Origin of the sequence: Sphingobacterium tenebrionis (assembly GCF_037126265.1) — a bacterium.
Classification (GTDB): domain Bacteria; phylum Bacteroidota; class Bacteroidia; order Sphingobacteriales; family Sphingobacteriaceae; genus Sphingobacterium; species Sphingobacterium tenebrionis.
On record NZ_JAYLLN010000001.1, the window covers coordinates 108,446 to 133,887 of the forward strand.

General features: G+C 41.9%; 20 protein-coding genes. 15 read left to right on the plus strand and 5 right to left on the minus strand.

Annotated features, from left to right (window positions below):
• Positions 1 to 3: 3 nt before the first annotated feature.
• Genes VJ786_RS00500 through VJ786_RS00510 form a run of 3 tightly spaced genes read right to left on the minus strand, consistent with a single transcriptional unit; the run spans position 4 to position 6,566 of the window.
• Positions 4 to 2,037: a RagB/SusD family nutrient uptake outer membrane protein gene (locus tag VJ786_RS00500; RefSeq protein ID WP_099365079.1), complete on the minus strand. Its 2,034-nt coding sequence runs from the start codon at positions 2,035 to 2,037 to the stop codon at positions 4 to 6.
• Positions 2,038 to 2,055: 18 nt separating this feature from the next.
• Positions 2,056 to 5,181 carry a SusC/RagA family TonB-linked outer membrane protein gene (locus VJ786_RS00505; protein WP_336557004.1) on the minus strand — a complete coding sequence of 1,042 codons (3,126 nt, stop codon included), beginning with the start codon at positions 5,179 to 5,181 and terminating at the stop codon, positions 2,056 to 2,058.
• Positions 5,182 to 5,228: 47 nt separating this feature from the next.
• A complete protein-coding gene (locus VJ786_RS00510; RefSeq protein ID WP_336557005.1) occupies positions 5,229 to 6,566 on the minus strand; it encodes an IPT/TIG domain-containing protein in 1,338 nt (445 codons plus the stop codon).
• Positions 6,567 to 7,033: 467 nt separating this feature from the next.
• On the opposite strand from VJ786_RS00510, the gene VJ786_RS00515 reads away from it, so the two are divergent.
• The 5 genes from VJ786_RS00515 (at position 7,034) to VJ786_RS00535 (ending at position 14,548) form a co-directional block, all read left to right on the plus strand.
• Positions 7,034 to 7,564 (plus strand): RNA polymerase sigma factor, encoded by a 531-nt coding sequence (locus tag VJ786_RS00515; RefSeq protein ID WP_336557006.1) that lies wholly within the window; start codon positions 7,034 to 7,036, stop codon positions 7,562 to 7,564.
• Positions 7,565 to 7,685: 121 nt separating this feature from the next.
• The gene (locus VJ786_RS00520; RefSeq protein ID WP_336557007.1) at positions 7,686 to 8,780 is read left to right on the plus strand and encodes a FecR family protein; all 1,095 of its coding nucleotides are present in this window, start codon (positions 7,686 to 7,688) and stop codon (positions 8,778 to 8,780) included.
• Between the two features lie 184 nt (positions 8,781 to 8,964).
• Positions 8,965 to 12,225, plus strand: a complete 3,261-nt coding sequence (locus VJ786_RS00525; protein WP_336557008.1) for a SusC/RagA family TonB-linked outer membrane protein — start codon at positions 8,965 to 8,967, stop codon at positions 12,223 to 12,225.
• Between the two features lie 13 nt (positions 12,226 to 12,238).
• Entirely contained in the window at positions 12,239 to 13,819 is a 1,581-nt protein-coding gene (locus tag VJ786_RS00530) for a SusD/RagB family nutrient-binding outer membrane lipoprotein (protein WP_336557009.1), read from the plus strand.
• A 201-nt stretch (positions 13,820 to 14,020) separates the two neighbouring features.
• Complete coding sequence (locus VJ786_RS00535) at positions 14,021 to 14,548, plus strand: hypothetical protein (RefSeq protein WP_336557010.1); 528 nt, start codon at positions 14,021 to 14,023, stop codon at positions 14,546 to 14,548.
• Here the strand turns inward: VJ786_RS00535 and VJ786_RS00540 are convergent.
• Both VJ786_RS00540 and VJ786_RS00545 read right to left on the minus strand, forming a co-directional pair.
• Positions 14,545 to 15,759, minus strand: a complete 1,215-nt coding sequence (locus tag VJ786_RS00540) for a hypothetical protein (RefSeq protein ID WP_336557011.1) — start codon at positions 15,757 to 15,759, stop codon at positions 14,545 to 14,547. The two genes, VJ786_RS00535 and VJ786_RS00540, sit on opposite strands and share 4 nt — an antisense overlap.
• Before the next feature lie 14 nt (positions 15,760 to 15,773).
• On the minus strand, positions 15,774 to 16,361 hold the full coding sequence (locus tag VJ786_RS00545) for a Crp/Fnr family transcriptional regulator (RefSeq protein WP_336557012.1): 588 nt from the start codon (positions 16,359 to 16,361) through the stop codon (positions 15,774 to 15,776).
• 277 nt (positions 16,362 to 16,638) lie between these two features.
• Between VJ786_RS00545 and VJ786_RS00550 the strand changes: the two genes are divergently transcribed.
• The 10 genes from VJ786_RS00550 (at position 16,639) to VJ786_RS00595 (ending at position 25,433) form a co-directional block, all read left to right on the plus strand.
• Complete coding sequence (locus tag VJ786_RS00550; RefSeq protein WP_336557013.1) at positions 16,639 to 17,115, plus strand: c-type cytochrome; 477 nt, start codon at positions 16,639 to 16,641, stop codon at positions 17,113 to 17,115.
• A 41-nt stretch (positions 17,116 to 17,156) separates the two neighbouring features.
• Positions 17,157 to 19,145: a Sec-dependent nitrous-oxide reductase gene (gene nosZ, locus VJ786_RS00555; protein WP_134778297.1), complete on the plus strand. Its 1,989-nt coding sequence runs from the start codon at positions 17,157 to 17,159 to the stop codon at positions 19,143 to 19,145.
• 29 nt (positions 19,146 to 19,174) lie between these two features.
• The gene (locus VJ786_RS00560; RefSeq protein WP_336557014.1) at positions 19,175 to 19,738 is read left to right on the plus strand and encodes a hypothetical protein; all 564 of its coding nucleotides are present in this window, start codon (positions 19,175 to 19,177) and stop codon (positions 19,736 to 19,738) included.
• A gap of 66 nt (positions 19,739 to 19,804) precedes the next feature.
• A complete protein-coding gene (locus VJ786_RS00565) occupies positions 19,805 to 20,212 on the plus strand; it encodes a nitrous oxide reductase accessory protein NosL (protein ID WP_336557015.1) in 408 nt (135 codons plus the stop codon).
• Between the two features lie 43 nt (positions 20,213 to 20,255).
• Positions 20,256 to 21,473, plus strand: a complete 1,218-nt coding sequence (locus tag VJ786_RS00570) for a nitrous oxide reductase family maturation protein NosD (protein ID WP_336557016.1) — start codon at positions 20,256 to 20,258, stop codon at positions 21,471 to 21,473.
• Positions 21,470 to 22,189, plus strand: coding sequence for an ABC transporter ATP-binding protein (locus tag VJ786_RS00575; RefSeq protein WP_336557017.1), 720 nt, complete (start codon positions 21,470 to 21,472; stop codon positions 22,187 to 22,189). The genes VJ786_RS00570 and VJ786_RS00575 overlap by 4 nt, the downstream gene beginning before the upstream one ends.
• 7 nt (positions 22,190 to 22,196) lie before the next feature.
• Positions 22,197 to 22,964, plus strand: coding sequence for an ABC transporter permease subunit (locus VJ786_RS00580; RefSeq protein WP_099365068.1), 768 nt, complete (start codon positions 22,197 to 22,199; stop codon positions 22,962 to 22,964).
• 49 nt (positions 22,965 to 23,013) lie between these two features.
• Positions 23,014 to 23,838 carry a DUF2249 domain-containing protein gene (locus VJ786_RS00585; RefSeq protein WP_336557018.1) on the plus strand — a complete coding sequence of 275 codons (825 nt, stop codon included), beginning with the start codon at positions 23,014 to 23,016 and terminating at the stop codon, positions 23,836 to 23,838.
• Positions 23,839 to 23,845: 7 nt separating this feature from the next.
• On the plus strand, positions 23,846 to 25,117 hold the full coding sequence (locus VJ786_RS00590) for a hypothetical protein (protein WP_336557019.1): 1,272 nt from the start codon (positions 23,846 to 23,848) through the stop codon (positions 25,115 to 25,117).
• On the plus strand, positions 25,107 to 25,433 hold the full coding sequence (locus VJ786_RS00595; RefSeq protein ID WP_336557020.1) for a metal-sulfur cluster assembly factor: 327 nt from the start codon (positions 25,107 to 25,109) through the stop codon (positions 25,431 to 25,433). Before VJ786_RS00590 ends, VJ786_RS00595 begins: the two co-directional genes overlap by 11 nt.
• Positions 25,434 to 25,442 lie beyond the last annotated feature (9 nt).

Genomic DNA, 25,442 nt, shown 5'->3' on the forward strand with positions numbered 1-25,442 from the left:
TTCCTAATAACCTGGGTTTTGATCCAAAGAAGGCAATCTTCTCATTTCTGTACGTGGAATCGGAACCCAAACCAGTTTTTTGTCCACTACACGGGTTAAGAAAGAGGAAGTACCAGGGATTACGCGTTGGTAATAGGTCTCCTTCGTAGCACCATCCGGGTTCATACCACGGATAGGTTCACGTTCGGTTTCTTCCATGATTCCCCAGCGTCGAACATCATAATAGCGTCTGTTTTCCCAAAGGAATTCTACCATACGTTCGCGTTCAATCTGTTTCTGAATTTCAGCTCTGCTTCCTGTTTGTGAACTTGTCAACCCTGGAAGTCCTGCTCTATAACGAACCTGGTTGAATGCTTTCTGAATCTCTTCCGCATCACGACTGATGGTATAGGTTTTATCGCCCAATTGAACCGAATGACTACCTGTGATGTTATTCAAAGCTTCGGCATAGGATAATAGGATTTCGGCATACCGGATAATCGAGTATGCTTTTTTGATCCTACGTGCACCCGTACCTTGAAATGCATCCATAGGGTGGTTGTATTTCTTGATCACATAACCTGTGATCGGATAGTTAGGTGAAGTGGCAGTAACTCCGCCACGACCATCTGCATCTTGGTAATAATATTTCGCGGTATAATTGTTCAAGGTCGTACTTGATCCTGCTTGCCAAACGGCTTCATTGAAACCGACGGATGCATAGAAACGCATTTCGCGATTGTTGTACATATTGTAAACACCAGAATTCAACGGATAACCTGAGAATCTTTTAGGAGATGTGGTAAAACCTGTCTCTGAATAATAGCCATCTACCGAAGCTTCTTCTTTCGTGCGACCATCATCCATTAAATAAGCATCAACTACCTTTTGGGTAACACAGAACCTACCCCAACCGCCTAAGGAAGGTGGAAAGGAACCTAAATTGATATAGGCATTCAGGTATTCTGTGTTTCTTCCCCAGATAACCTCCGGATTGATTCCAGGTACTGCTTCTCCGGTAAAGATATCCGAGTAGGATTTGAAGGCATCAATACCACCTGCTCCATTCGGGAAGGCGCTATAGAAGTTGGGGTCGGAAGTGACATTTTTTGGTAACTCAGGTGTATTTGCATCAGCAACAACGGTATAGAGTTTGTATTTCCCCATTTCCATCACGCGTTTGGCGGCTGCAGCGGCTACCGCCCATCGTTTCTCATCATATTGTTGGGAAACATAATGTACATTATCTGTTTTACGTGTCCAGTTTCCAAAATAGGAATTGGCTACTGGTCCACCATTGAATAATGGGGATGCATGGATCAATCTCAAGCGAGCGATCAAGGCATAGGCAGCGCCCTGGCTCGGACGACCGAAATCCAGAATGGAGATTTCTTTCGGCATCAATGCAGCGGCTTTTTCAAATTCCGCACAGGTGTATTCCATGGTCTCATCATAGGTTGCTCTAGGACGGTCGTAATATTCGATCGGCTCATTCGTGTTAACCACCTCATCACCCAATAAAATGGCCGGACCGTAATCCACTATGATGTTATAATAAGCATAAGCTCGGATAAAGCGGGTATACCCCTCGATACGTAATCGATCGGCATTCGTTAGATCTCTTGGTACATCCAGATTGGCCAAGATACTATTTGCTTTACGGATGATCTTGTAATAGCGATTCCACTGATTCAAGTTGTAATCGTTGGCTCCAGCACCTGCTCCGTAATAATCTGGCGTGATGTTCCCGGTTACAAAATCCATCCCGTAATACACGTTGGTGGTTCCGGTTCCGGTCAATCCATTGAATCCTTCATCGGTTGCCATCGGGCCAGGAGTGAAGCCAAACCTTACGGTATTGGATTCATCTGGGAACATCGATGCTGCACCCCACATGTAGGCCTCTATATTACGGGTGTTACTGAAGGCAGAATCAATATTGAATTCGTCATCGAAATAATTGTCGATGTTTAGATAGTCTTTACAAGAGCTGCTCATGAATACCGTAGTAACCAATAGCCCTGCTTGCACGATCCTTTTTATGAGTTGTTTTTTCATTGTCTTTACGGTTAAGGATTAGAAGTTCAAGTACAACTGTACAGAATAAGTAGATGGAATTGGATATTTACGGCCATTCCATGCGGCTTGCTCAGGATCAAAAATTTTGACCTTATCCCAAACGTACAGGTTGTTTCCTACAAATTGGATGTCCATTGAAGATACCCCGATACGCTTCATGAAATTAGGGTTCACATTGTAGTTCAAGGTGATCTCTTCCAAACGTATGTAACGGGAATCGCCTTGCCAGAAATTGGAGATCTGGCTGTTGTTCTGGTTATTTCCATATTGTAAACGTGGGAATCTTGCATTCGGATTTTCAGCCAAAGAAGGATCGATGCCATTTGCTATGGCATAGTCCATCGGTATCCAACGGTTTGCTGGGTCGGCGGCAATATCCAGAACATTCCCTAGGTTCCCTTCAAAGAACGGCATATAACCCATTCCATTGGTTTCCCAAACATTATTCACTTGCATACGCTGTCCTACATAGAAGAAATTCGTCCTTCCAGTCCCTTTGAACAATACACCTAAGGTTAGTGCCTTATACCGGAATTCCCCCCCAAAACCAAACATCGTCAACGGATAGTTACTATGCGTCAGAGGAACCATATCCAATTTGTCGATCGTACCGTCACCATTCACATCTTTGTATTTGATGTCTCCAGGTAGTACGGTGCCAAAGGTTTGTTTAGGGCTATATTTGATGTCCTCCTCGTTCTTGAACAATCCCAAGGCTTGATAACCCCGAATGGAATTGTAAGGGAAGCCATTGAATTCCAAATAAGGATATTCTAAATAAGCCTGCTCCCAATTTTGGACTACGTTCTTAGAATAGGTGAAATTACCTCTTAATGTGATTCCAAAATCTTTGGACAGGTTGGTGGTGTAGCTCAAGTTTCCATCGATACCTGAGCTCTTCATGCGCCCTACATTGGCAAATGGATTCGAAATTACCCCTACATATTCAGGAACCTGAACACGTTGTTGGAAAATACCATTCCGCTGATCGCTAAAGAAATCGATTACAAAGTCGATTTTATTTTTGAAGAGCTTTCCTTCGAAACCAATGTTAGACTTCACAGCTCTTTCCCAAGCTAAATTATCTGCTCCAATACGGGTTTCCATAATGGTTTCAATGCCTCCAACACCCCATACATCATCATCTTTAACATCCACTTTCGTCAAATAGGGGAATCGAATGCTGGATATACGGTCATTACCCACGGAACCGTAGGATGCCCTGATCTTGAAGTAGTTCAACCAAGGAGCTGATTCCTGCATGAATTTATAGCTTGTTGGTACCCATCCTAAAGCAACTGATGGGAAAAATCCATATTGTCTGCCCGGTTGGAAGTTTTCAGAACCGGTGTACCCGAAGTTCACATCCAATAGATAAGTATCCCGGAATCCGTAGGTCAATCGGCTGGATACCCCTTGATAGCGCAAAGGAATCGCCTCTAAGTTGCCTGTTGCATCAACGGTATTCTTCGCATCACTGATGTAGTAGTATACCAGAGCGGAAGTACGATGATCTGTTCCAAATTGCTGGTCGTAATTAAGGACCGATTCCAAGTGGAACTTACGGTATTGGCTGATGCCTTTGGTATAAGTAGCCTTTTGCTCCTGTACCACTTCTTGCATCACCAATGAACCATCAGCTGCACGGCTCAATGCTTTATGTAATGCCGGTTGTACCCTTCTTCTTTCATTAAAGAAACTGTGGATATCGTAAGCTCCTTGTGCGCGGAATTTCAAACCTTTCACCAAAGGGCTCAAGTCTTGGTTCAACGCTAATGTAACTTTTCCTTTAAAGGCTTGATCGGATGCTCTACCCGTGCGGTTGATCATCACATAAGGCGATGAACGGTCGTCGCCTCCGATTCCTGGAAGCATGCCGTTCGAATATTGTGTAGGAATGGATAATGGAGTCAATCTGGATTGTGTTCTCCAGATGTATTCCGTATTGGCTACACCAGGTTGATCTAATTTGGATAGGAAACCATCGGATCCCAAGAAGACTTTCGTGGTCTTGGTCAGGTTCAGATCCAGGTTGATGCGGTAGTTATACGTGTCAAATCCTACATTCGAACTATATACACTATTCTTGTCTACCTTATAAGCAGCAGTTTCACTCTTACCTCCCAAACTTAAGAAGTAGCGAGCTACCTCTGAACCACCTCTACCGGAAACATAATAACTCTGTCTCCAATAGTTTTTGTTCAGGATTTCATTTTGCCAATTCACATTCGGATACATATCTGGGTCTAATCCATCCCGGATGATCCCCATTTCTGTTTGATCGTATAATGGACTTTGTCCGCGAACGGCAGTTGCTTCATTCGCTAACTGCGCATATTCATAGGCACCTAAGTAGTTAGGTAATTTATTCAGGACAGATAAGGTAGAGTTGGCTCGGGCCGTGATCTGGATCCGGTCTACCAAACCCCTTTTCGTGGTTACCAATACCACACCATTTGCACCCCTTACCCCATAAACGGCAGTGGCCGAAGCATCTTTTAGGATGGAAAAGCTTTCCACGTCGGCAGGGTCAATGGTGTTCAGGTCGCCTTCTAGACCGTCGATCAATACCAGGGCGCTACTGTTAGCACCGAATGTACCGATACCACGAACCCAGAATTCGGAAATGTTTTTCCCCGGTTCACCGCTTGACTGCAAAGAGATAACCCCAGCAGCACGACCACCCAATAGATTGGCCATGGAAGGCGCCGGTGTCTGTAGCGATTTCACATCAACGGTGGTGATAGCTCCCACAGAGCTTATTTTACGCTGGGTATTTCCAAGTCCAACCACGATGACCTCATCGATGTCGGCGCTTTTTTCAGCGATTTGAATGCGTAGTGCTGTCGTAGCTTCCACAGCAACATGCTCCACATTCTCATATCCTGTATGGCTGAATACAATCTTATCCCCATATATCGCTTGGATGCTGAACTTACCATCAGCATCTGTTGAAGTACCTGCAGATGGACGGTCTTTTATAAAAATCGTTACACTTGGCATGGGGTTGCCCTGTTCATTAACCACTGTTCCGGCAATGGTCAATTCTTTTGTTTCCTGTGCGTATGCCGAAGGAAAAGTAAGGCATAGCAACAGCAAACAGATCGTTTGAAATATCTTCATTTTAATTTAAGCTAGTATAAATTTGTTTGAAAGGTTGATTTGCCTATTTATTCGATCACCAGTTTTCGGATGCGCGCATTACTCCAGTCTGCGATATAAATATCGCCCTGTTCGTTTACTGCAACACCCCATGGTTGGTTGAACATGGATTCTACCGGTCCACCATCTTTGTAACCAGAAGTTCCAGGTTGCCCGGCAACCGTAGTTACGATGTTGTCCGCAGATACCATCCGAATACAATGGTTTCCATAATCGGCAACAAACATGTTCCCATCGTTATCAAATTTGATGTCTTTAGGATAGTTGAATAAAGCATCAGCAATTGGGCCATCACGGAAACCGCTTCCTCCAGGCGCATTCATTCTTTTAAAACCTCCTGAACCATTCGGGTCGCGTAGGTCTAATACGGATATCCCCTGTCTAAATTCCGTTGGGGAGGCATTGGAGTGTAAAGTGATGTATAATAACCATGGTTTTTTAGGGTTGATCGCCTGTCCATACTGCGATCCATATGGACCTTGATGAACGATTTTTGCTTCCATTGTTTCCGGATTGATTTTTGCGATCTTCCCATCGCGGTACCGGGTGTATAAGTGACCATCATAAGGGCAGAAGGTCACGAAGTTCTTATAACGATCTGCATCCACAATGGAGTTAAGATCTGCAGTTGAATATTTCACGTTACGTTGTCGGGGGTACCAAGCCTCCCGCGGATCGAAAGTAAAGATTACCTCTTTAGTGGACTCATGGGCAGCTGTAAGCATACCTGTCGCACGGTCTACTGTCAATCCATTTGCATAAAGGATCCGGGTAGAGGATTCTGCTTCGATCAATGGCGTTACGATGTTCTCCTTTTCATTGATACGTGCCACACCGAATGTTGCTGGTGAACCACCATCACGCCAGGACATGAAAATGTTCCCTTCAGCATCCAGTTCCAGGTACTTTCCATAAACTTCTGCCTCAGAAAGCACTCCTGGTTTGAAGTTTTTCTTTCCATTTCCCGTTACTGTACTGACTTGGGCTTGCGTATGGTAGACAAAACTGTTCTCATACACCATGGAATCTTGGCCAATGACCACAGATATTTTCGGGTCCTCTCCAGGTAAACGCGGAACAATAGCATAGATTCGTTCGCCGCTACTGGAAACTACCGATGCCAAGGCATTATTGAAATAAACTTTGATTTTTGATGGATCAGAACCGAAGTTTTCCCCATCTAAGAGAATCTTGGTCCTTGCCCCCCCTTCTAGTGGGAAGAATGATTTTAGCAAGATTGGTTTGCTGGGATCATGATCACTCTTTTTGAGTGTCTCCTCGTCTTTACAGCCTGTGAAAAGCAATAAGGAGCACAGGGAGACTGTTAATACAGGTAGAAGTTTCATAATTTGGTCAGTTAATAAGTAAGTAAACAATTCATTTCGCTTATAGTTTATGTTATTCATATTTCTGTATAAAAAGAAACACAATGTAAGGTATGTTAACATCGAAAACGGATCAGAAAGCCGTTTTTGGTTTCTTAAAATACTTCGCAAAGCTATTGAATCCCCCTCTAAAGGGTATTTAGGTTTTATTATGTTTATATTAAAGTTATATTAAATATTTTAAAAAACGTTAATTTAATTTTAATATTTATCGATTTGTTGGTATAAACACGGAAATAAGTAAGAAAAAGAAAGAAAAATAAAGGCTTCGGATAGGAGTAGATCGAAGGAGGTCATTTCACGATAAAAAATGCCGGAAGCTTATGGAATTTGGCAAAAATTAACCAACTTAGGTGGTTGCACAACATAATTTTGGGGACCAGACCTTATATAGACCAATAATGAGGGAAAATATGCAGTATAAGCTTATGTGGGAAAGAATACGTTCTGGAGAAGAAGAGGCGTATTTTGATCTCTATGCAAAACTGTACCCCGAATTGGTTCGATTTGCCATTAAAACTTTCGGTGATTCGGAACTGGCCTATGATGCCACTGACGATGTATTTCTTTCCATCTGGGAGCGAAGAGATCACCTGGTTCGGGTGGAGAACGTTCCATCCTACCTGATTACCATCCTGAAAAGAAAGATTATCCGTTTATTGGAACGCCGGGAGAAACTTTCCAATGCCGTTAAATTATTGGTCGAGCAGGATGAGTGGACAGAAATGCCCTACGATGAATTTATTATTCGGGTACAATCGGATGAAATCGTACAATTAAAATTGAAAGCTGCCCTCGCTAAGCTCACCTTTCGACAAAAGCAGGTTGTTCAATTAAAGTTTTTTGAGAATCTGGGCTATGAAAAGATTGCTGAAATAACTAATATGTCCGTCAAGACCTGTTATAATACCTTGTATGATGCCCTAAAGATCATGCGACAGGAATTCTATGACTATTGATGTTCAAAAATCCAGTTTTATAATAAGTTAAGTGTCTGATATTCAGTTATGATAAAAAAACTTTAAATTTCTCTTAGGCAATACGATGTTTTTCCGGTACTATATAGTAAACGCCTAAAGAATGAAAGAACATAAATTTGTGGAGATCGAAGATTTCTTGATAGATTCTACTTTCCAGCAGTATTGTGGAGAAGAGAATGATCTTAGCATTCAATATTGGGAAAATTACCTGAAGAACAATCCCCACCAAGCGGAAACCATAGATAGGGCCAAACGCCTTTATCAGATATTGAGTGCCAACCGTAGACCAATCCAAAAACAGCTTCATCAATTTAAGCAAACAGTAACAGATAAAACCACATATCAAAAACCGACACCAATCATTAACTATTGGAAATGGGCATCCGTAGCTGCTGTTCTCCTGGCGGTATTAAGTGTTGGTTATTATTTTCTGAATCTGGAAAAAGATGGGACAGTTCCTACTGCAGTCGTATTTAGTCAGCAAAACCTCAGCACTAAGAAAGGAGAGAAAAAGGAATTTACATTGCCCGATGGTACGGTTGTTAAATTAAATGCAGCGAGCCAATTGCAGCTTTCCGAAGATTTCAATCAACATGAACGTCGGGTAAAATTAATTGGTGAAGGCTTTTTTGAGGTGAAGAAGGATGCCGAAAAACCATTCCTGGTGGAAACGGAAGATTTTGATATTAAAGTATTAGGTACCATATTCAATGTGAAAACTTATCCAGAAGCCAGTGAATCCGAAGCTTTTCTGTTGGAAGGGTTGATTGAGATGCACAGTAAAGGTAAAAGTGCCAATGCCATTTTGATCAAACCGAATCAACGCGTATCCATCCAGCGGTCCTCCAAGTTAATTCCGATGGAGGAGCAAAAGCTATCTTCGGCAAAACAACAAGCAGCAAAAGAGATCGTCATCCATGAACTGGAGGAAAATCTTGCTGCGGAGGAGATCAACGACATTGCCTGGAAGAATGGGCGATTGGTGATGGCCGATCAAGATTTTGAAGAGGTAAAATATATGTTGGAAAGATGGTATGATGTGGAAATTGAATTGGCTGGCGAGAAAATCAAACACTATCGTTTCACCGCCACCTTCAGCAACGAAAGTATTCAGGAAGCTTTAAAAGCATTGCAAGATGTTCAACCTTTTAATTTCAAGATTTATGGTAAGAAAGTAACTATTTCAGAAAACTAAGAAAGGATAGTGCGCTAACACTATCCTTTGAATCGATTAAAGTAGGCAGCCACATCTGACCATGTGTCTGCCAAGTATAAAATTAACCAAGTACTAAAATATGATTAAAAATGACTTGTTGCAAGTGCATTCTAACCGGCACTTGTACTTTAGATTCATTATCCGAATGAAACTAACCTTGATTATGATTTTATTGTTTCTGCTCAATGTGAAAGGGAATGTATATTCCCAGCAGAAAGTAACCCTCGATGTACAGAAAACAAAACTGAGCCGAATCCTCAAATTAATTGAGGATCAGAGCGACTATTACTTCGTTTTCAACCCGGGAATTAAGAATTTCTCCAAAGAAATGAGCCTTTCCGTGGAAAATGAACTGGTGTTGGACCTGCTGCCTAAACTGTTCAAAAAGAATGGATTGGCTTTCAGTGTCTCCGAATCGGGGTTGGTCGTTGTCAATCAGCAAAAACTGCAGACGGTAAAGGGTTTGGTAACAGATCTGGAAGGTCATCCATTGGCTGGAGCAACCATCCGCTTGAAAGGATCTTCCATTGCAAAAGCAACGGACCTGAACGGACAGTTTGAAATGGAGGCTACTTCAGGAGCTGTTTTGGTGATTTCCTATACCGGATTTACCTCTAAAGAGATTACTCTGGGTGCTGAAACCAACTTAAAAATTGAATTGGTGCCAGATCAGATGATGTTGAACGAAGTGGTAGTCACAGCATTGGGCATTACCCGCGAAAAAAGAACATTGGGTTATTCTGTAACCCAGGTTAACGGAGAAAGTCTGACCCAAGCACGCGAAAACAACGTGGCAAACGCCTTGGTTGGTAAAGTAGCAGGTTTGGATGTCACCTCTACCGCTGGTGGAGTGGGCTCGGCGACCAGTGTGATCATCCGTGGCGCATCCAGTTTAAGCCAAACCAATCAACCCTTATATGTAATCAATGGGGTGCCTATGGAGAACTCTCCATCCGGCATCATCAATACCAATCCGAATGGCAATAAAGGTAGCCAATGGGATAATGCACCAGATATGGGAGATGCCATCGGGAATATCAACCCCGATGATATTGAAAGCATTTCTGTACTGAAAGGCGCAGCGGCATCCGCATTATATGGCTCACGGGCAAAAGCGGGGGTAATTTTGATCACCACCAAGTCTGGCAAAGGATCTGGCATCGAGTTCAGCAGTAACTTCGTTCTGGAGCAAGTGATGGACCGCACGGATTGGCAATATGTGTATGGCCAGGGTACCAATGGAGAAAAACCGGCGGATGGCGCAGCAGCAGCCCAAGTTGGCGGATCAAGTTGGGGAGCCAAACTGGATGGTTCTAGTGTCCCGCAGTTTGATGGTATTTCCAGACCCTACATCGCCCAAAAAGACAATATTGAAAATTTCTATGACAATGGGCATACCTGGACCAATTCATTGGCCTTGAATAAATCATTCGAAGGTGGAGCCTTGCGATTGTCCATTAGTGACCTGAGGAATAAATCCATCATGCCAAATTCAGGCTTGGATAGGCAATCCTATAGTTTGACCGGCACTTTTGAACCCATCAACCGATTGAAGATAGATGCTCGGGCCAACTATATCATCGAAGATGCCAAAAACCGCCCGATGCTTTCCGATGGGGCAGGTAGTGCCAATTATAATGCGGTATTTTTACCAACAAGCGTGGATATCCGCGATCTAAAACCTTGGAAAACCGATGCAGGACAAGAAATACCTTATAATAAAGGAAACCCTTGGGATACCAATCCCTATTTCGCGGCCTATGAGATCGTGAATAATACCGACAGAAACCGTCTGATCAGTTCCCTTTCTGCCCGTTATACCCTGGATAATGGACTGTTCATCCAAGGACGTGCAGGTCAGGACTACTATACCAACAGTTATTTTAGTGTGTTCCCGGAAGGATTGGCCTATTCGGCGCCGAACAATCTTGTGTCACAAAAGATGCGTTTCTCCGATGTCAATGCGGATATGTTGATCGGTAAATCCTTCTCCTTGGGGGAAGATTTTGGCTTAACACCGAATATAGGTGCGAGTTACCGCAATACCAAATCAGACATCACCACCAACCAAGGTACGCGTTTCTTGGTTCCAGGTGTACATACCATTGTAGGCTTAAAGAATAAATCGGTTGCCTATGCAGAATCCGAACAGGAAATGCAATCCGTTTATGGGACGATGGAATTGGCCTATAAAGATTACCTGTATTTAACAGGAAGTGGCCGGTCTGATTGGTTCTCTACCTTGGCTGCCCCTGGGTTGAACAATAAACTGAACGTGGTTTACCCATCTTTAAGTGGATCATTTGTATTCTCCGAAATATTGGAGTCCAGCTCGATCAGTTTTGGGAAACTTCGTGCGGGATATGCGGTTGTAGGTCAAGCTACAGATCCCTATCAAACCGCGTTGACCTATAATTTCAAAAGCGAATCTTTAAACGGAGCGCCTCTTGGTCAGATCTCTTATGATTACATCCCAAATTCCAGTTTAAAACCTTCCAAAGCATCAGAATTAGAGATCGGAACGGATATTCGTTTCTTTAATGATCGTTTAAGTCTGGACTTGACCTGGTATAAAAAACGCTCTGAAGATGAGATTATCCGGGTCACCATCCCTACTTCTGTGGGCTATGCCCAATCTGTTTTGAATTCCGGATCCATCGAAAACAAAGGTGTTGAAGCATTGATTACGGGGACTCCTATTAAGAACGACCAATTTTCGTGGACCAGTTCCTTGAACATGACCTTCAATGATAATAAAGTGATCTCTTTGGCAGATGGTTTGGATGAACAATTGGTTGCCACCTCCCGCTCAGGGGTTGGGTTCCTAAAGAATATTCCAGGAATGGCCATGGGACAGGTCGTCGCCTTTGATTATGCTTATGATGATCAAGGACAGATCGTAAAAAATGCTGATGGAACGCCAAAACAGGGCGATTTGAAGGCTTTTGGGTCTGCCTATAACAAGTGGTTTGCCGGCTGGAACAATGAATTCAGTTATAAAAATATAAACCTTGGATTTTTGATCGATGGCAAGTTCGGAGGCAAATTATTCTCCGGAACAGATTACCTGGGTTATATCAAGGGATTGCACAAAGCAACCCTGGAAAACAGGGAAGAATTGGGCAACCTTGCCCCAAAATTCTATGAAAATACCGCCAATAATGCTTCCCATTTATTTGTCAATGATGCTAGTTTCATCAAATTTAGGCAATTGACTTTAGGATATAGTTTTCCTGGAAAGTTGTTCAATGACCGGATTAAAGCATTGAATGTTAGTTTCGTGGGTAGGAACCTGTTTATTCTGATGAAGAAAACAGATAATATCGACCCTGAATCGAGTTACAATGCTACTTTCCCTGGTCTTGAGCTCGGAGGGATGCCTCCGGCAAGAACCTTCGGCCTTAACCTCAATGTTAAATTTTAATTCCTGAATGAAAATGAAAACGAAATCACTAAAAATAATGGGCCTAATCCTGTTTGCAGGTGCTGCGATATTCCAGAGCTGTACGAAGGATTTTGAACAGATAAATACGGATCCAGTGGCTTATGGTCCAACCAATTTCGACCCTAATTTTACCTTTAGCACCGCGCAATTGACCTATACCGGGAGTATAGATTTTGCATACGAAACCTGGCGGGCAAACCTAATCTATGCCGGCACGATGATGCAGGGACTATCTTCGGTGGTGAGTTATTGGGCAGGCGATAAATACCTCAATACCCCTTGGTATACTTCCGCTTATTGGGAAAGAGCTTATGCCGAGCAGGTCAAGCCCATAGTCGATGTGGTGGAAGTCACCAAGACCAATCCAAAATATAAAAACCTACATCAGGTTGCGCGTATCTGGAAGGCGTTGGTCTTTGCCCGTTTGACAGATCTATATGGAGATATTCCCTATTCAGAGGCTGGACAAGGCTATTACATGAAAAACTTGTCCACAAAGTATGATAAGCAACAGGATATCTATATGGATATGCTCAAGGAACTGGAAGATGCGGTTTCTAAATTGGATGCAGCAGCGGATCAGGTAAGTGGCGATGTGATCTATGATGGCAATCTAGACAAATGGAAGCGTTTTGGAAACTCGCTGATCCTTCGATTGGCCATGCGATTGACCAAAGTGGATGAGGCGACTGCCAAGGCATATGCAACCAAGGTCATCGGAAAAACCTTACAGGGCAATGGGGAAAATGCTTTTTTAAAGCATGATGAATCCGGTGCCCGTGTTACCCAGAATAGAAATAGTCAGGTATTATTGGGTGATGGTGGGCAAGAGCATTATTACGTAAAATGGTCTGATACTTTTATCAATGCACTCAAAAGCAAAAACGACCCGCGTATCAAGGTTGCTGTGAGCAAGTTATGGATGAGCGATGGGGTGAAAGAGATGAACCCGAATTATGTAAGCGATCCGGCCCAACAAAAAGGAATGCCCAATGGTAAAGATTTAGGGAATAATCCAGCCTATCGAATTGGTTCACACCCTTCTTATACGACCATGCCAGATTACTCTTCCCCGCATCCGGGTATGATCAAAAGAAATGGAATAACGTTTATCCTGACCTATAGTGAATCGGAGCTCTTGTCTGCCGAAGCTTCCCAACGTTGGGGAATAGGTGCTGCGGCGAGTACCTACTATAAAAACGGCATAAAATCGGGAATTACCTTTCTCGGACAATATGATCCTGCCTTGGCTATTACCGATGCAGCGGCAGAAGCGTATGCCAATGCACATCCTTTAACAGAAGGACTAAAACAGATCGGTATACAATATTGGTTGCATCAAAATACCGCTTTAAATTTTTATGAATCTTGGGCAAATTGGCGAAGGACTGGATTTCCAGAACTGGTTCCGATCGTATACTCCACAAGCGATACACAGGGTCAGATCCCTAGACGCTTCCCTTATCCTGTTTCTGAAGCAGCAAACTCCAATGCAGAATATTACAAAGCCGCTGGAGCCGCAATCCCAGGAGGAGATAACCTGACCGGAAGGGTCTGGTGGGATAAACAATAGAATAAGTTTAATAGTATAGGTGAATTAGGCGTTTTTTCCTTCTGGGAAAGGCGCCTTTTTTGGGTTTATAAGCAATGGGTTGCCTAAGAGGCATCGTATTCCATCTACAAATAGCTAAAATTCTTACCAATTAACTTTATTGAGTTTCGGCAAAATGTTAATATTGATCATTATTTAACAGATCATTTATTGACTAAGACAATGAAAAAAGGAATGAAATCTGCAGTAGCTATGCTGTTTTTTGCTATCTGCACCTTACAGGTTCATGCCCAAATGCAAAAACCTGCCTCCAATCAAACAGTAAAATCAACCAACAATGCCGGAATAACTACAGAAAATGCTGCGGAATTAAAAGCGGCTGCTGCAAAGGCCAAAGAAGAAGCTAAGATGATTAAAGCTGCTGAAAAGGCGGAGAAGAAAAGGATCAAGGCCGAAAAGGATGCGTTGAAGCGTTTAGAAAAGATAAAGAAGGAAGAGAAGAAAATAGCCAAAGCTAAGAGAGATAAAGAAAAGGCTTTGAAAAATGTGGCCGATCTGGAGGAGAAATTAATCAAAACCCACAAAAACATCGAGAAGATCGGAAATAAATTGGAAAAATTAGACCGCAAAGGGGAAGTGCCTGCTACGGAACAGGAGAAAGCGATGAAGAAAATTTCGAAAGAAATGCTGAAGATCAAAAAATTAGAGCTTGAATTGGAAAAGGCCAGAAGAAAGGCCTATAAGCTTTAAGCACTTAGTTGCTTTCTAAGTATCTGCAGCAGGCTGAGTACTATAATGCCCGATACTAGAAACAGTCCTTCATGTGTGTAGGGATAGGCATGTCGAATCAGGCCGCCTATTCCCTGCAACATTAATAGGAATTCATTCAAAAAGATACCCAACAGCAGGCCATATATGCCGAGTTGAATATGTTTTCTAATCAGCAACAGACCTTTTTGAAAGGCATAGGCCAAAATAAATAGAGAAATAATCACCAAAAGGACGAGGTGAAGATAGGCAATAACAATAGGCCTAAAACCATAAACCAATTGGCTTAAGGATGGGATGATGGAAACGGCCTGCAAGACCAATTTCAGACAAACCGCTAAGGCCACACAAGTCCAAATTACCCGTACTTCTTTTCCGATACTTACCTCTCCCAGCTTAGCTTTTACTTTTATGGCCCGCATTATAAAGGAAAGCCATAAGAACAGTTGTACAATAACAGTTACAATCAATAGCCCGTATAACCAAGCCGGAAAACCTTTCCACCATAATACGGAAAGAAAATAGGCCGGAACTACCGTTATACTATATATTAAGGCAAATCGTTCAGAGATGATGTTTTTTCCTGCTCTTTCGGAAAGCCACTGATTAATCAAGGCAAAACAGCCAAAGAAAAACCAGCCATTATACTGAAAATGTAAATAGAAATACACTGAGGCCAATTGTTTCAAGGGATCCAATTGATGGGTCACCTTCAGATAGACTAAAGCATAGGTACCTATCGAACTGAGTACATGAAACAGCAGGGCGGCTTTTATAAGAATAATGATCGGTTTTGTTAGGTTACTTGATCGAAGATCCTTCCAGAGCATATAACAAAATCCATAAGAAGCTAAGACTACCAAAAAGGAAAAGGCAATTGAAAAGAAGGCGTATCCTGTGATTGAAAAAGCAATCAACATACCGAAGGAACTTAATAGGTTAAGCCATAATACAGACTGGTATTTTTTAGGAACCGTATCGGTGGATCCTAAGCGAAGTACAGCTAGAACCAAAAAAACCATCAATGCTTGAGAAACCCAACCCGCAAAAGCAAAATGGGAATGCGCATGCATGATGTTTTTCTGATCGATCCAAGGCAAGGGAAAAAGAAATTTCATGCGCATCATAAAACCCCACAATCCGACGATCAAAAAATTGAATACACTCCATTGTATCCAATTTCTAAAACTCATATTTCCCAAAACTTTTAACATACAAAGACTTTCCCCCGCACGATATTTAACTTTTCTTCCTTTTCCATGATTTTCATGGTTCTTATGATTGTTTCCACCCTTAAGCCGGTCATGTTGGCCAATTGCTGACGGGTCAACATTAAGCGGTTGCATTCTGGACAGATCAATCTCCTCTCCTCGTTCAACTTCTCTAATAATCCCGAGATGATTTCTTCTGGACTATGGTTACAGATCAGTTTGGTAATAAAATGTTTAAATCGAAGATCCTTAGCAATCTGTTTGGTTATCATGAGTTGAATACTTCCATACTCATTTAATATCTCTAAAAATGCCGTAGTACTGATCTTTAAAATAGTGCAGCTGCTATCTGCAATGGCGGTAACCACATGCACTCCTTCGTCAAGAATAGCCACCTCCCCAAAACCCTCATTGGCACAGACCATTTTGTGTAGGACTTCTTTTCCATCCTCCAAAAAGTTACTGATCCGAACTCGACCACTCTCCAATTGGTAGTAATAATTTGAAGGACTGTTCTCCCGATAAATAATCTCCCCAGCGTTCCATTTTTTGCTGCTGGCTCCTTTTTCGATTAATAGTTCCACTGGGATCATAAATATCTTATTAGGTAAAATTCATATTAAGACAAATTTATCCACAATATATCGTTCCCCTACTGACATTGGTCACCCCAAATAGTGATTAAAATCAATTTAATTTATAACATATTGAAATAAAGGCTATTGCGATATAAAAAACGAGATTTTGAAAGAAGCCGAAACCATTTTATGATTCTACGCATAAAATCCTGGCGGAACTTGAGGATAACTTTGTGGAAAACAAAATACACAAACATTGTAAAAAACAAAAACCAACGAAGCTATGAAAAAACTAATTGTATTCTGTTTGATGAGTTTGTTCATGTATGCATGTTCATCAAACAACAACGAGAAAAAAGAAGAGCGTACTTACGCCGAAGAGAGTGCTCCCGCAGCAAGTGATGCCAGTACATATGATCCACACCGAGGTGAAGGAAAGTTTGATAAAGTAGAAGTGGGCGAAAAACTGGATGTGGCTATGGCCAATGATGGAAAAGTGATTGCCGATCTGAAATGTGCTTCCTGCCATAAGATGACCGATGAGAAATTGGTAGGACCAGGCTGGAAAGGCGTTTCAGAACGTAGAAAACCAGAATGGATCATGAATTTCATCACGAATCCAGACGCCATGATCGATAAGGATCCGGAATTGCAGGCACAATTGGAAATATGTCTTGTGCGTATGCCTAATCAAAACCTAACCGATGATGATGCTCGCAAAATCTATGAATACATGCGCCAAAATGATGGTGTAAAATAATATCAAACGAGTGTTTTATTAACCTCAAAAATCATAAAACAATGGAATTAAAAAAATATTTATTAACAGGTTTAGCAGCCGCAACGCTGTTATCAACTTTCCAAGCCTGTAAGCCAAAAGGCGCAGGTGAAGCCGTGAGCGGTGGTGCTGCCGAGAAGGCATACGTAGCTCCTGGAAAATACGACGAATTCTACAATTTCGTTTCAGGTGGATTTAGTGGTCAGTTATCTGTCTACGGATTGCCTTCAGGTAGATTGCTTCGGGTAATTCCGGTTTTCTCCCTTGACCCTGAAAAAGGATGGGGTTTCAGTGAAGAAACAAAACCGATGTTGGAAACTTCACATGGTAATGTGCCATGGGATGATTTACACCACGTGCAATTATCTAAAACAGACGGTGAATACGATGGTAAATGGGTATTTGTCAATGCAAACAACACCCCTCGTTTAGCGCGTGTGGATCTGACCACCTTCCGTACAGCGGAGATCTTAGAACTTCCAAACAGCGGTGGTAACCACTCCTCACCTTTCATTACAGAGAACACCGAATATGTAGTGGCTGGAACCCGCTTCTCCGTGCCTGTAGACGGAGAGTCTGGTGATGTGCCGATCAATACCTACAAGCAAAACTTCCGTGGTACTTTAAGTTTTGTAAGTGTGAATAAGGAGAATGGAAATATGGATTTAGCCTTCCAGATTGAAACACCAGGTGTCAATTACGACTTAAGTCGCGCTGGTAAAGGGGTTTCCCACGGTTGGTTCTTCTTCTCTACCTACAATACCGAACAGGCAAATACTTTATTAGAGGTAAATGCTTCCAAAAACGACAAAGACTTTGTCTTGGCGGTAAACTGGAAAAAAGCAGAAGAATACCTGAAAGCTGGAAAGGGTAAGAAAGTTACCGGATTGAAGTATGCCCACAATAAATACGATGAGAAATCGCATACCTCAAAAACCGAATTCAAAACAGAAACCATTGTGTTGAATGCTGAAGAGTTAGAAGGATTATGTTATTACATCCCATGTCCTAAATCTCCACACGGCGTGGATGTTGACCCTTCAGGTGAATACATCGTAGGTTCAGGAAAACTGGCCGCATTGATTCCGGTATTCTCTTTCAGCAAAATTCAAAAAGCGATCGAAGGAAAACAATTTGAAGGAAAATTTGGTGGTATTCCAATCATTAAATACGATGCTGCCTTGTATGGTGAAGTTGAAAAACCAGGTTTAGGACCATTACACACCGAGTTTGACGGTAAAGGAAATGCGATTACATCCTTCTTCGTTTCTTCTGAATTGGTGAAATGGAACATCAAAGACTTAAAAGTACTTGACCGCGTTCCTACCTATTACTCTACTGGACACTTAATGATCCCAGGTGGTGATACCAAGAGCCCAGACGGAAAATACGTAGTGGCATATAACAAGATTACAAAAGACCGTTTCTTGCCAACTGGACCAGAACTTTCTCAAAGTGCGCAGATCTTCGACATCTCTGGTGATAAGATGCAACTGATCCTTGACTTCCCAACCATTGGTGAGCCGCACTATGCACAAGCGATCCGCGCAGAAAAGGTGAAGGATAAGAGTGTGAAAATCTTCAAGATCGAAGAAAACACTAACCCTTATGCTACCAAAGGTGAAAAAGATGCACGTGTAGAACGTAAAGGAAATCAGGTGCATGTGTACTTAACATCCATCCGTTCTCACTTTGCTCCAGACAATATCGAAGGTGTACAATTGGGCGATGAGGTTTACTTCCACGTTACCAACATCGAACAGGATTGGGATATGCCACATGGTTTTGCAGTGAAAGGTGCCAGAAATGGTGAGCTGTTGATCATGCCAGGTGAAACTCAAACATTGAAATGGGTACCGGATCGTATAGGCGTGTTCCCATTCTATTGTACAGACTTCTGTAGTGCGTTGCACCAAGAAATGCAGGGATATATCCGTATCTCTAAGAAAGGAAGCAATGTGCCTATTTCTTACAGTGTGGGAACAAACTTACCTAAAGAAGGTACTAACTAAACACCATAAAGATGGAAACTACAAACAAAATGTCAGCCTTACACAGAGTTTTATTGGTTCTTTGTAGCCTGGCTTTAGTAGCCGTCATCTTCCTTCCTATTTGGCGTATTGAGCTGGATGCAGCTCAATACCCCGAAGGGTTGGAATTGCAGATATACAGCCATAAACTGGCCGGTCAAGTGGAAATCATCAACGGTCTTAACCACTATATCGGTATGAAAACCTTGCATGCAGACGATTTCGTTGAATTTACCGTGCTGCCCTATATCATTGGTTTTTTTGCCTTGGCCTTTTTGGCCGTAGGATTGGCCAATAAGCCAAAATGGGTGTATGTACTGTTCGGAGCCTTCCTGCTTTTTGGAATCGTAGCGATGGTCGATTTCTACATTTGGGAATACGATTATGGTCACAACCTTGACCCCAACGCTCCGATCAAAGTGCCGGGAATGGCCTATCAGCCACCATTGATTGGTTACAAACAACTTTTAAATTTCGGGGCATATTCCATTCCTGATATTGGCGGTTGGATTTTTATAGGATGCGGGATCCTGTTAGCCTACTGCGCTGTTCAAGAATGGCGGAAAGCCAAATAATAAATAAAAACAAACTCGATAATCATGAAAAATTTTAGAATAATATGTATTTGCCTGAGCAGTTTGATGCTCATAATGTTAGGATTGCAAGCTTGTCAAGGAAACAATGGGCCAAAACCGATCAAATACGGGACTGATCAATGTGCTTATTGTAAGATGACCGTCAGCGATCAACGGTTTGGAACCCAATTGCAAACCAAAAAAGGAAGGGTATATAATTTTGATGATGTATCCTGTATGGTAGCCTTTGTGAAAGAGAGTAAGGTGAAGAAGGAAGAGGTGGCCAGTTATTATCTGCCGGATTATACCAATAATAAATTGATGCCTGCAGAAAAAATGTTCTACCTCAAAAGCGAGGAATTGAAAAGTCCAATGCGTGGTAATGTCGCTGCATTTGGCAACAAAGCAGATTTAGAGAAAACGAAAGCATCCTTGGGAGGAAAGATCCTTACTTGGGATGATTTGTGGAAATAATCTGAACATTATGAGAAGCTCAGCTTTGAATATAGTTGGTACAATGATTTGTTTATTTATGGTAGTGGACATGCTACATGCCACTACCATTAAAATAGGCAAAGATCAAGCTGTAAAAACCATCAAACAAGGTATCGAGATGGCAAAGGCTGGAGATACCGTTTTGGTCAAAGCAGGATTGTACAAAGAAGGTAACATCATCGTGGATAAAGCCATAACCCTGTTGGGCGAAGGCAGACCAACGTTAGATGCCGAAAAAAAGCATGAACCCCTATCTGTAAAATCCCCACACGTAACCATCAAAGGTTTTGAGATCAAGAATTCCGGTCATTCTTCCATGAACGATATTGCGGGTATAAAAATCTACAATACCCATCATGTCAAAGTGATCGATAATATACTGATTGATAATTTCTTTGGGATCTATTCGCAGAACTCCAAGCACCTGGAAATCCTGGATAATAAAATCGAGGCTTATGGAACGGCGGAACAATTGATCGGCAATGGAATACATGGTTGGAAATCAGATAGTCTGCATATTGAGAGAAATACGGTCACTGGCCATCGGGATGGCATCTACCTGGAGTTTGTAACCCATACCCATGTGTTGAATACCATCTCTGAAAAAAACCTTCGATATGGTCTGCATTTTATGTTCTCACACGATAACAGTTATGTAGGCAATACCTTCCGTGCAAATGGAGCAGGGGTGGCTGTCATGTACACCAAAAATGTACATATGGAAAACAACCTGTTCGAAGAAAACTGGGGCGATGCCTCCTACGGAATTCTCTTGAAGGACATTTCAGATAGCCAGATCATCAACAATAAATTTGATCGAAACACCACTGGGATCTTTATGGAAGGATCCAATAGGATACATATAGACAACAACAATTTCATAGGAAATGGTTGGGGGATCAAAATCCAGGCAAGTTGTATGGACAATACATTCAAGGACAATAATTTTATGCAGAATACCTTTGATGTAGCCACTAATGGAACCTTGACCCTAAACAATTTCACCCAGAATTATTGGGATAAATATGAAGGTTATGATCTGGACAGGGATGGAATTGGCGATGTGCCGTTCAGACCGGTCAGCTTGTTTTCTATGTTGGTAGAACGATATCCTTCCGTGATGTTACTGTTCAGGAGTTTTATGGTCACCTTATTTGACCGTTCGGAGAAGTTATTACCAAGTTTAACACCAGAGGGGCTCAAAGATGAGCAACCTCGCATGAAATCAGTGAAGGTATGATCCAGATTCAACATATTTCCAAAGACTTTGGCAAGTTCAAAGTGCTAAAAGATATCAATCTTGATTTGCAGGGCGGGGAATGTATTGCCTTGATTGGGCCAAATGGAAGCGGTAAAACCACCTTGATCAAATCGATCTTAGGCATGGTCGTTCCAACAGCTGGTGATATCCTGTTCGATGGACAAAACATCCAACAGAAATGGACCTACAGGAACGAGATCGGATATATGCCCCAGATTGGGCAATATCCTGAAAACATGACCATCGGTCAGGTATTGGATATGATGAAGGACATCCGTAAGATGCCGGAGGATACGCTGGACCTCGATCTTTTCCATTCCTTTAATCTACCCGCTTTATTGGAAAAAAGAATGGGAACCCTATCAGGTGGGACCAGACAAAAAGTGAGTGCCTGTTTGGCATTCATGTTCAATCCTAAAGCTCTTATATTGGATGAACCAACTGCCGGGCTTGATCCCTTGTCCACCGAGATCTTAAAAGATAAGATCAAGAAAGAAATGGGGAACAATAAATTGATCATCATTAGCTCCCATGTACTCAGTGATTTGGATGACATGGTTTCCCAGATCATTTATCTACAAGATGGAAATCTGATCTTTCATAAATCACTTCATCAATTAAAAATGGATACCGGAACAGATAAGCTCTCGAAAGCGATAGCCCATATCATGTCTGTTTCCAGTCCTTCTAAATAAGGTTCCCATGAATAAAGTAATAAGATATGTCCTGGCAGATTTGTTAAGGAACAAAACCATCATATGCTATACCATTCTCCTATTTGCACTTTCCATTAGTGTTTATAGCATGGAAGATAACTATGAAAAGGGCTTGATCAGCTTATTAAATATCGTCCTTTTTGTGGTTCCTTTGATGAGTATCGTGTTTTCAAGCATATACCTGTATAACAGTTCGGAATTCATCAACCTATTGGTGAGCCAACCACTCAAAAGGACCAATATCTGGTTAAGCCTTTTTGCTGGGCTGGCCGGTGCCTTGAGTCTTTCATTTTTTATCGGTGTAGGTGTGCCTACATTGATGTATGCGTTCAGTAATTCAGGCCTGATCTTGATCGGATGCGGTCTATTGCTGTCCCTGATCTTTGTTTCCATTGCCATGTGGACCTCGGTATTGATCCGGGATAAGTCCAAAGGAATTGGGCTTGCCATTTTATTATGGCTGTATTTCGGCTTATTGTTCGATGCATTGGTCTTGTTCCTCTTGTTCCAGTTCTCCGATTATCCGATCGAGAACATGATGGTGGCCTTATCCATGTTCAATCCCATTGATATCAGTAGGATTTTGATCCTCTTGCAACTGGATCTCTCCGCCATGATGGGTTATACCGGAGCAATTTTCAGGGATTTTTTCGGAACAGGATTAGGAATGGGGATTACCTTGGGTGTGATGTTGCTGTGGTGTCTGATCCCCCTTTGGTTATCCGTAAGGCATTTCCGGAAAAAAGATTTATAAAGAGATATTTTTCAAATGAGCATATCGAGTGCTGTTTTTAAATGTGGCCATGAGGATAAACCAACATACAAAGATATCCGCGCTAATAAAAGCCAACGAATCTAGCATTGATGCTATCGCATCTATAGCCAAGCCTTTGCGTAAAATAAAAATCCCGTTATTGCGTAAATTCTTAACCCCAAGGGTATCTATAGTCGAAGCAGCCAGTATCGCGGGTTGTGAAGTGCAGGATTTCAAACGTGTGTTGGTGCCTCTTGGTTTTATTTGGGAAGAGGGTGAGTTTGCTGAAAATGCACAACAGGAAGTCAATAAACCTGAAAAACCAGCTTGGTTAGAGCATGCAATCATTGGTAAAGAATTGGATGTCCGTCCTATTTTATTGGGTGGGCAGGATCCTTTGAAAGAAATCCTTCACACCTATAATCAAGTGCCACCAGGTTCGGTTTTCTTGCTCATCAATTCCTTTATACCCCATCCATTGATCCCTATACTGGAAAAGAAAGGGGCTCGATGTTTTGTGGAAGAAATGGAAACGGGAGAGACTCCTGTCTACCATTGTTATTTTTTGAAAGTGCAGCCGCTGCAAGAGTTGGCCGAACCCATTTCTTTTAGCGCTATCCATGAATTGGAGGAAATATTAAAAAATTATCCCTCGGAAAAGATCCTTTTCCTTGATGTACGAGGATTACCCATGCCTCAACCCATGGAACAGATCCTAATGAAACTGAATAATCTACAAAAGGCTGAAATATTGTATGTACAACACCATAAGGTGCCCTTGTATCTGATGGAGGAATTGGAAAAGGAAAGATTTACCATGCGGATTGCAGAAGTAGGAGAAGGCGATGTAAGGATATTATTTTATCTAAAATAAAGCGAAAATGTCCAGAATAGAAATAAATAAAGCACCAGAAGCCTATGTGGTCGTTCCATGTTATGTAACTGCTGCACTGTTCTTTGTGCTTGCTTCTATTTTATTGCTGATTACCGGTAAAGAGATCTTAGGACATTATTTCCAACCCAAGGTGTTGGCCATCGTGCATACACTTGCCTTAGGTTGGGGAAGCATGATTATTTTAGGCGCTGCCTATCAGTTGATTCCCGTCATCTTTGGAAAGAAACTCTTTTCGCCTCCAATGGCTTTCGTGAGTTACCTGCTGTTGATGATGGGCTCTTTGCTATTGATCTATTGTTTTTGGCATTTCAAAACCGATCATTGGATGATCATTGCTGGATCACTGGTCTGTCTGAGCTCCTACTTGTACTTCCTCAACCTTTGGATGACCATTAAAGATGTTTCGCATGGGTTTGAACTGAATCTGTTCTTTTCATTTTCTGCTTTCTGGTTCTGTTTCACCACGACCATTGGCTTGCTCTTGGCGATCAATCTTTACCATGGTTTCTTATCTAAAAACCATTTGGATATCTTAAAACTTCATGCACATGCCGGAATTGTAGGTTGGTTTCTGCAATTGATCCTAGGGGCTGGGGCTAAGTTGCTGCCTATGTTCCTGTTGGGTAAAAGCAATAAAACCAGATTTCTATACGCCGCAGTGGTTTTAATTAATCTGGGTCTGTGTGTATTCTTAGCAGATGGGTATCTGAATAGTGTAAGGTTGAACTCCCTTTGGAGCGCTGGATTAATTTTCTTAGGATTTATTTCTTGGGCAATCTATATCCTAGATTGTATAATGAACAGGGCCAGAAAAAAAATAGACATACCCATGAAGCATGCGCTATTATCTTTTATCTGCTTGCTCATGGCCTTTGCTATGCTTCCAATCGTCGTACAAACTCCCGCTGGAAATTGGATCAGCCTATATGCCTTCCTCATTTTTATGGGTTGGATCACTGGAATTGTGCTTGGGATGACCTTTAAAACCTTGCCATTCATCATTTGGAACTTAAAATTCAAGGATCTGAATGGGAAAGAAAAGATTCCCATGCCCAAGGATATGTATAGCCAGCAATTACTAAAAGGTCAATTCTTCCTTTTCATTGGCAATCTCCTATTATCCTTATTGGGTATCAGCTTGAAGATTTCTTGGTTACTGGAAGGAGCCACCTACCTATGGACCTTATTATCCATCCTTTACCTGTGGAATGTATTGATGGTGGTCTTTTATAAAAGAAGGAGGAGTGATGCAGATTAAACTAAGCGATCCATATGCCGCTGAAAAGATCAAAGCTTTACAGGCTTTACCGCAGGTTATCGATCCTGAATTAGGGATCAATATTATAGATATGGGTTTGGTCTACGACCTGGATTTTTCCAAACCGACCAAAATAAAGGTTGAAATGACGCTTTCAACACCCAATTGCCCGATGGGCGATGCTATTATGCAGGGAGTTGAAAACAGGTTGTTAACCGCTTTTCCAGAACGGGGAATCGAGATAGAATTGGTTTGGGAACCAGTTTGGTCGATAGACATGATGAGCGATGAAGGAAGAGCACAATTGAATATGTGAATATCAAAT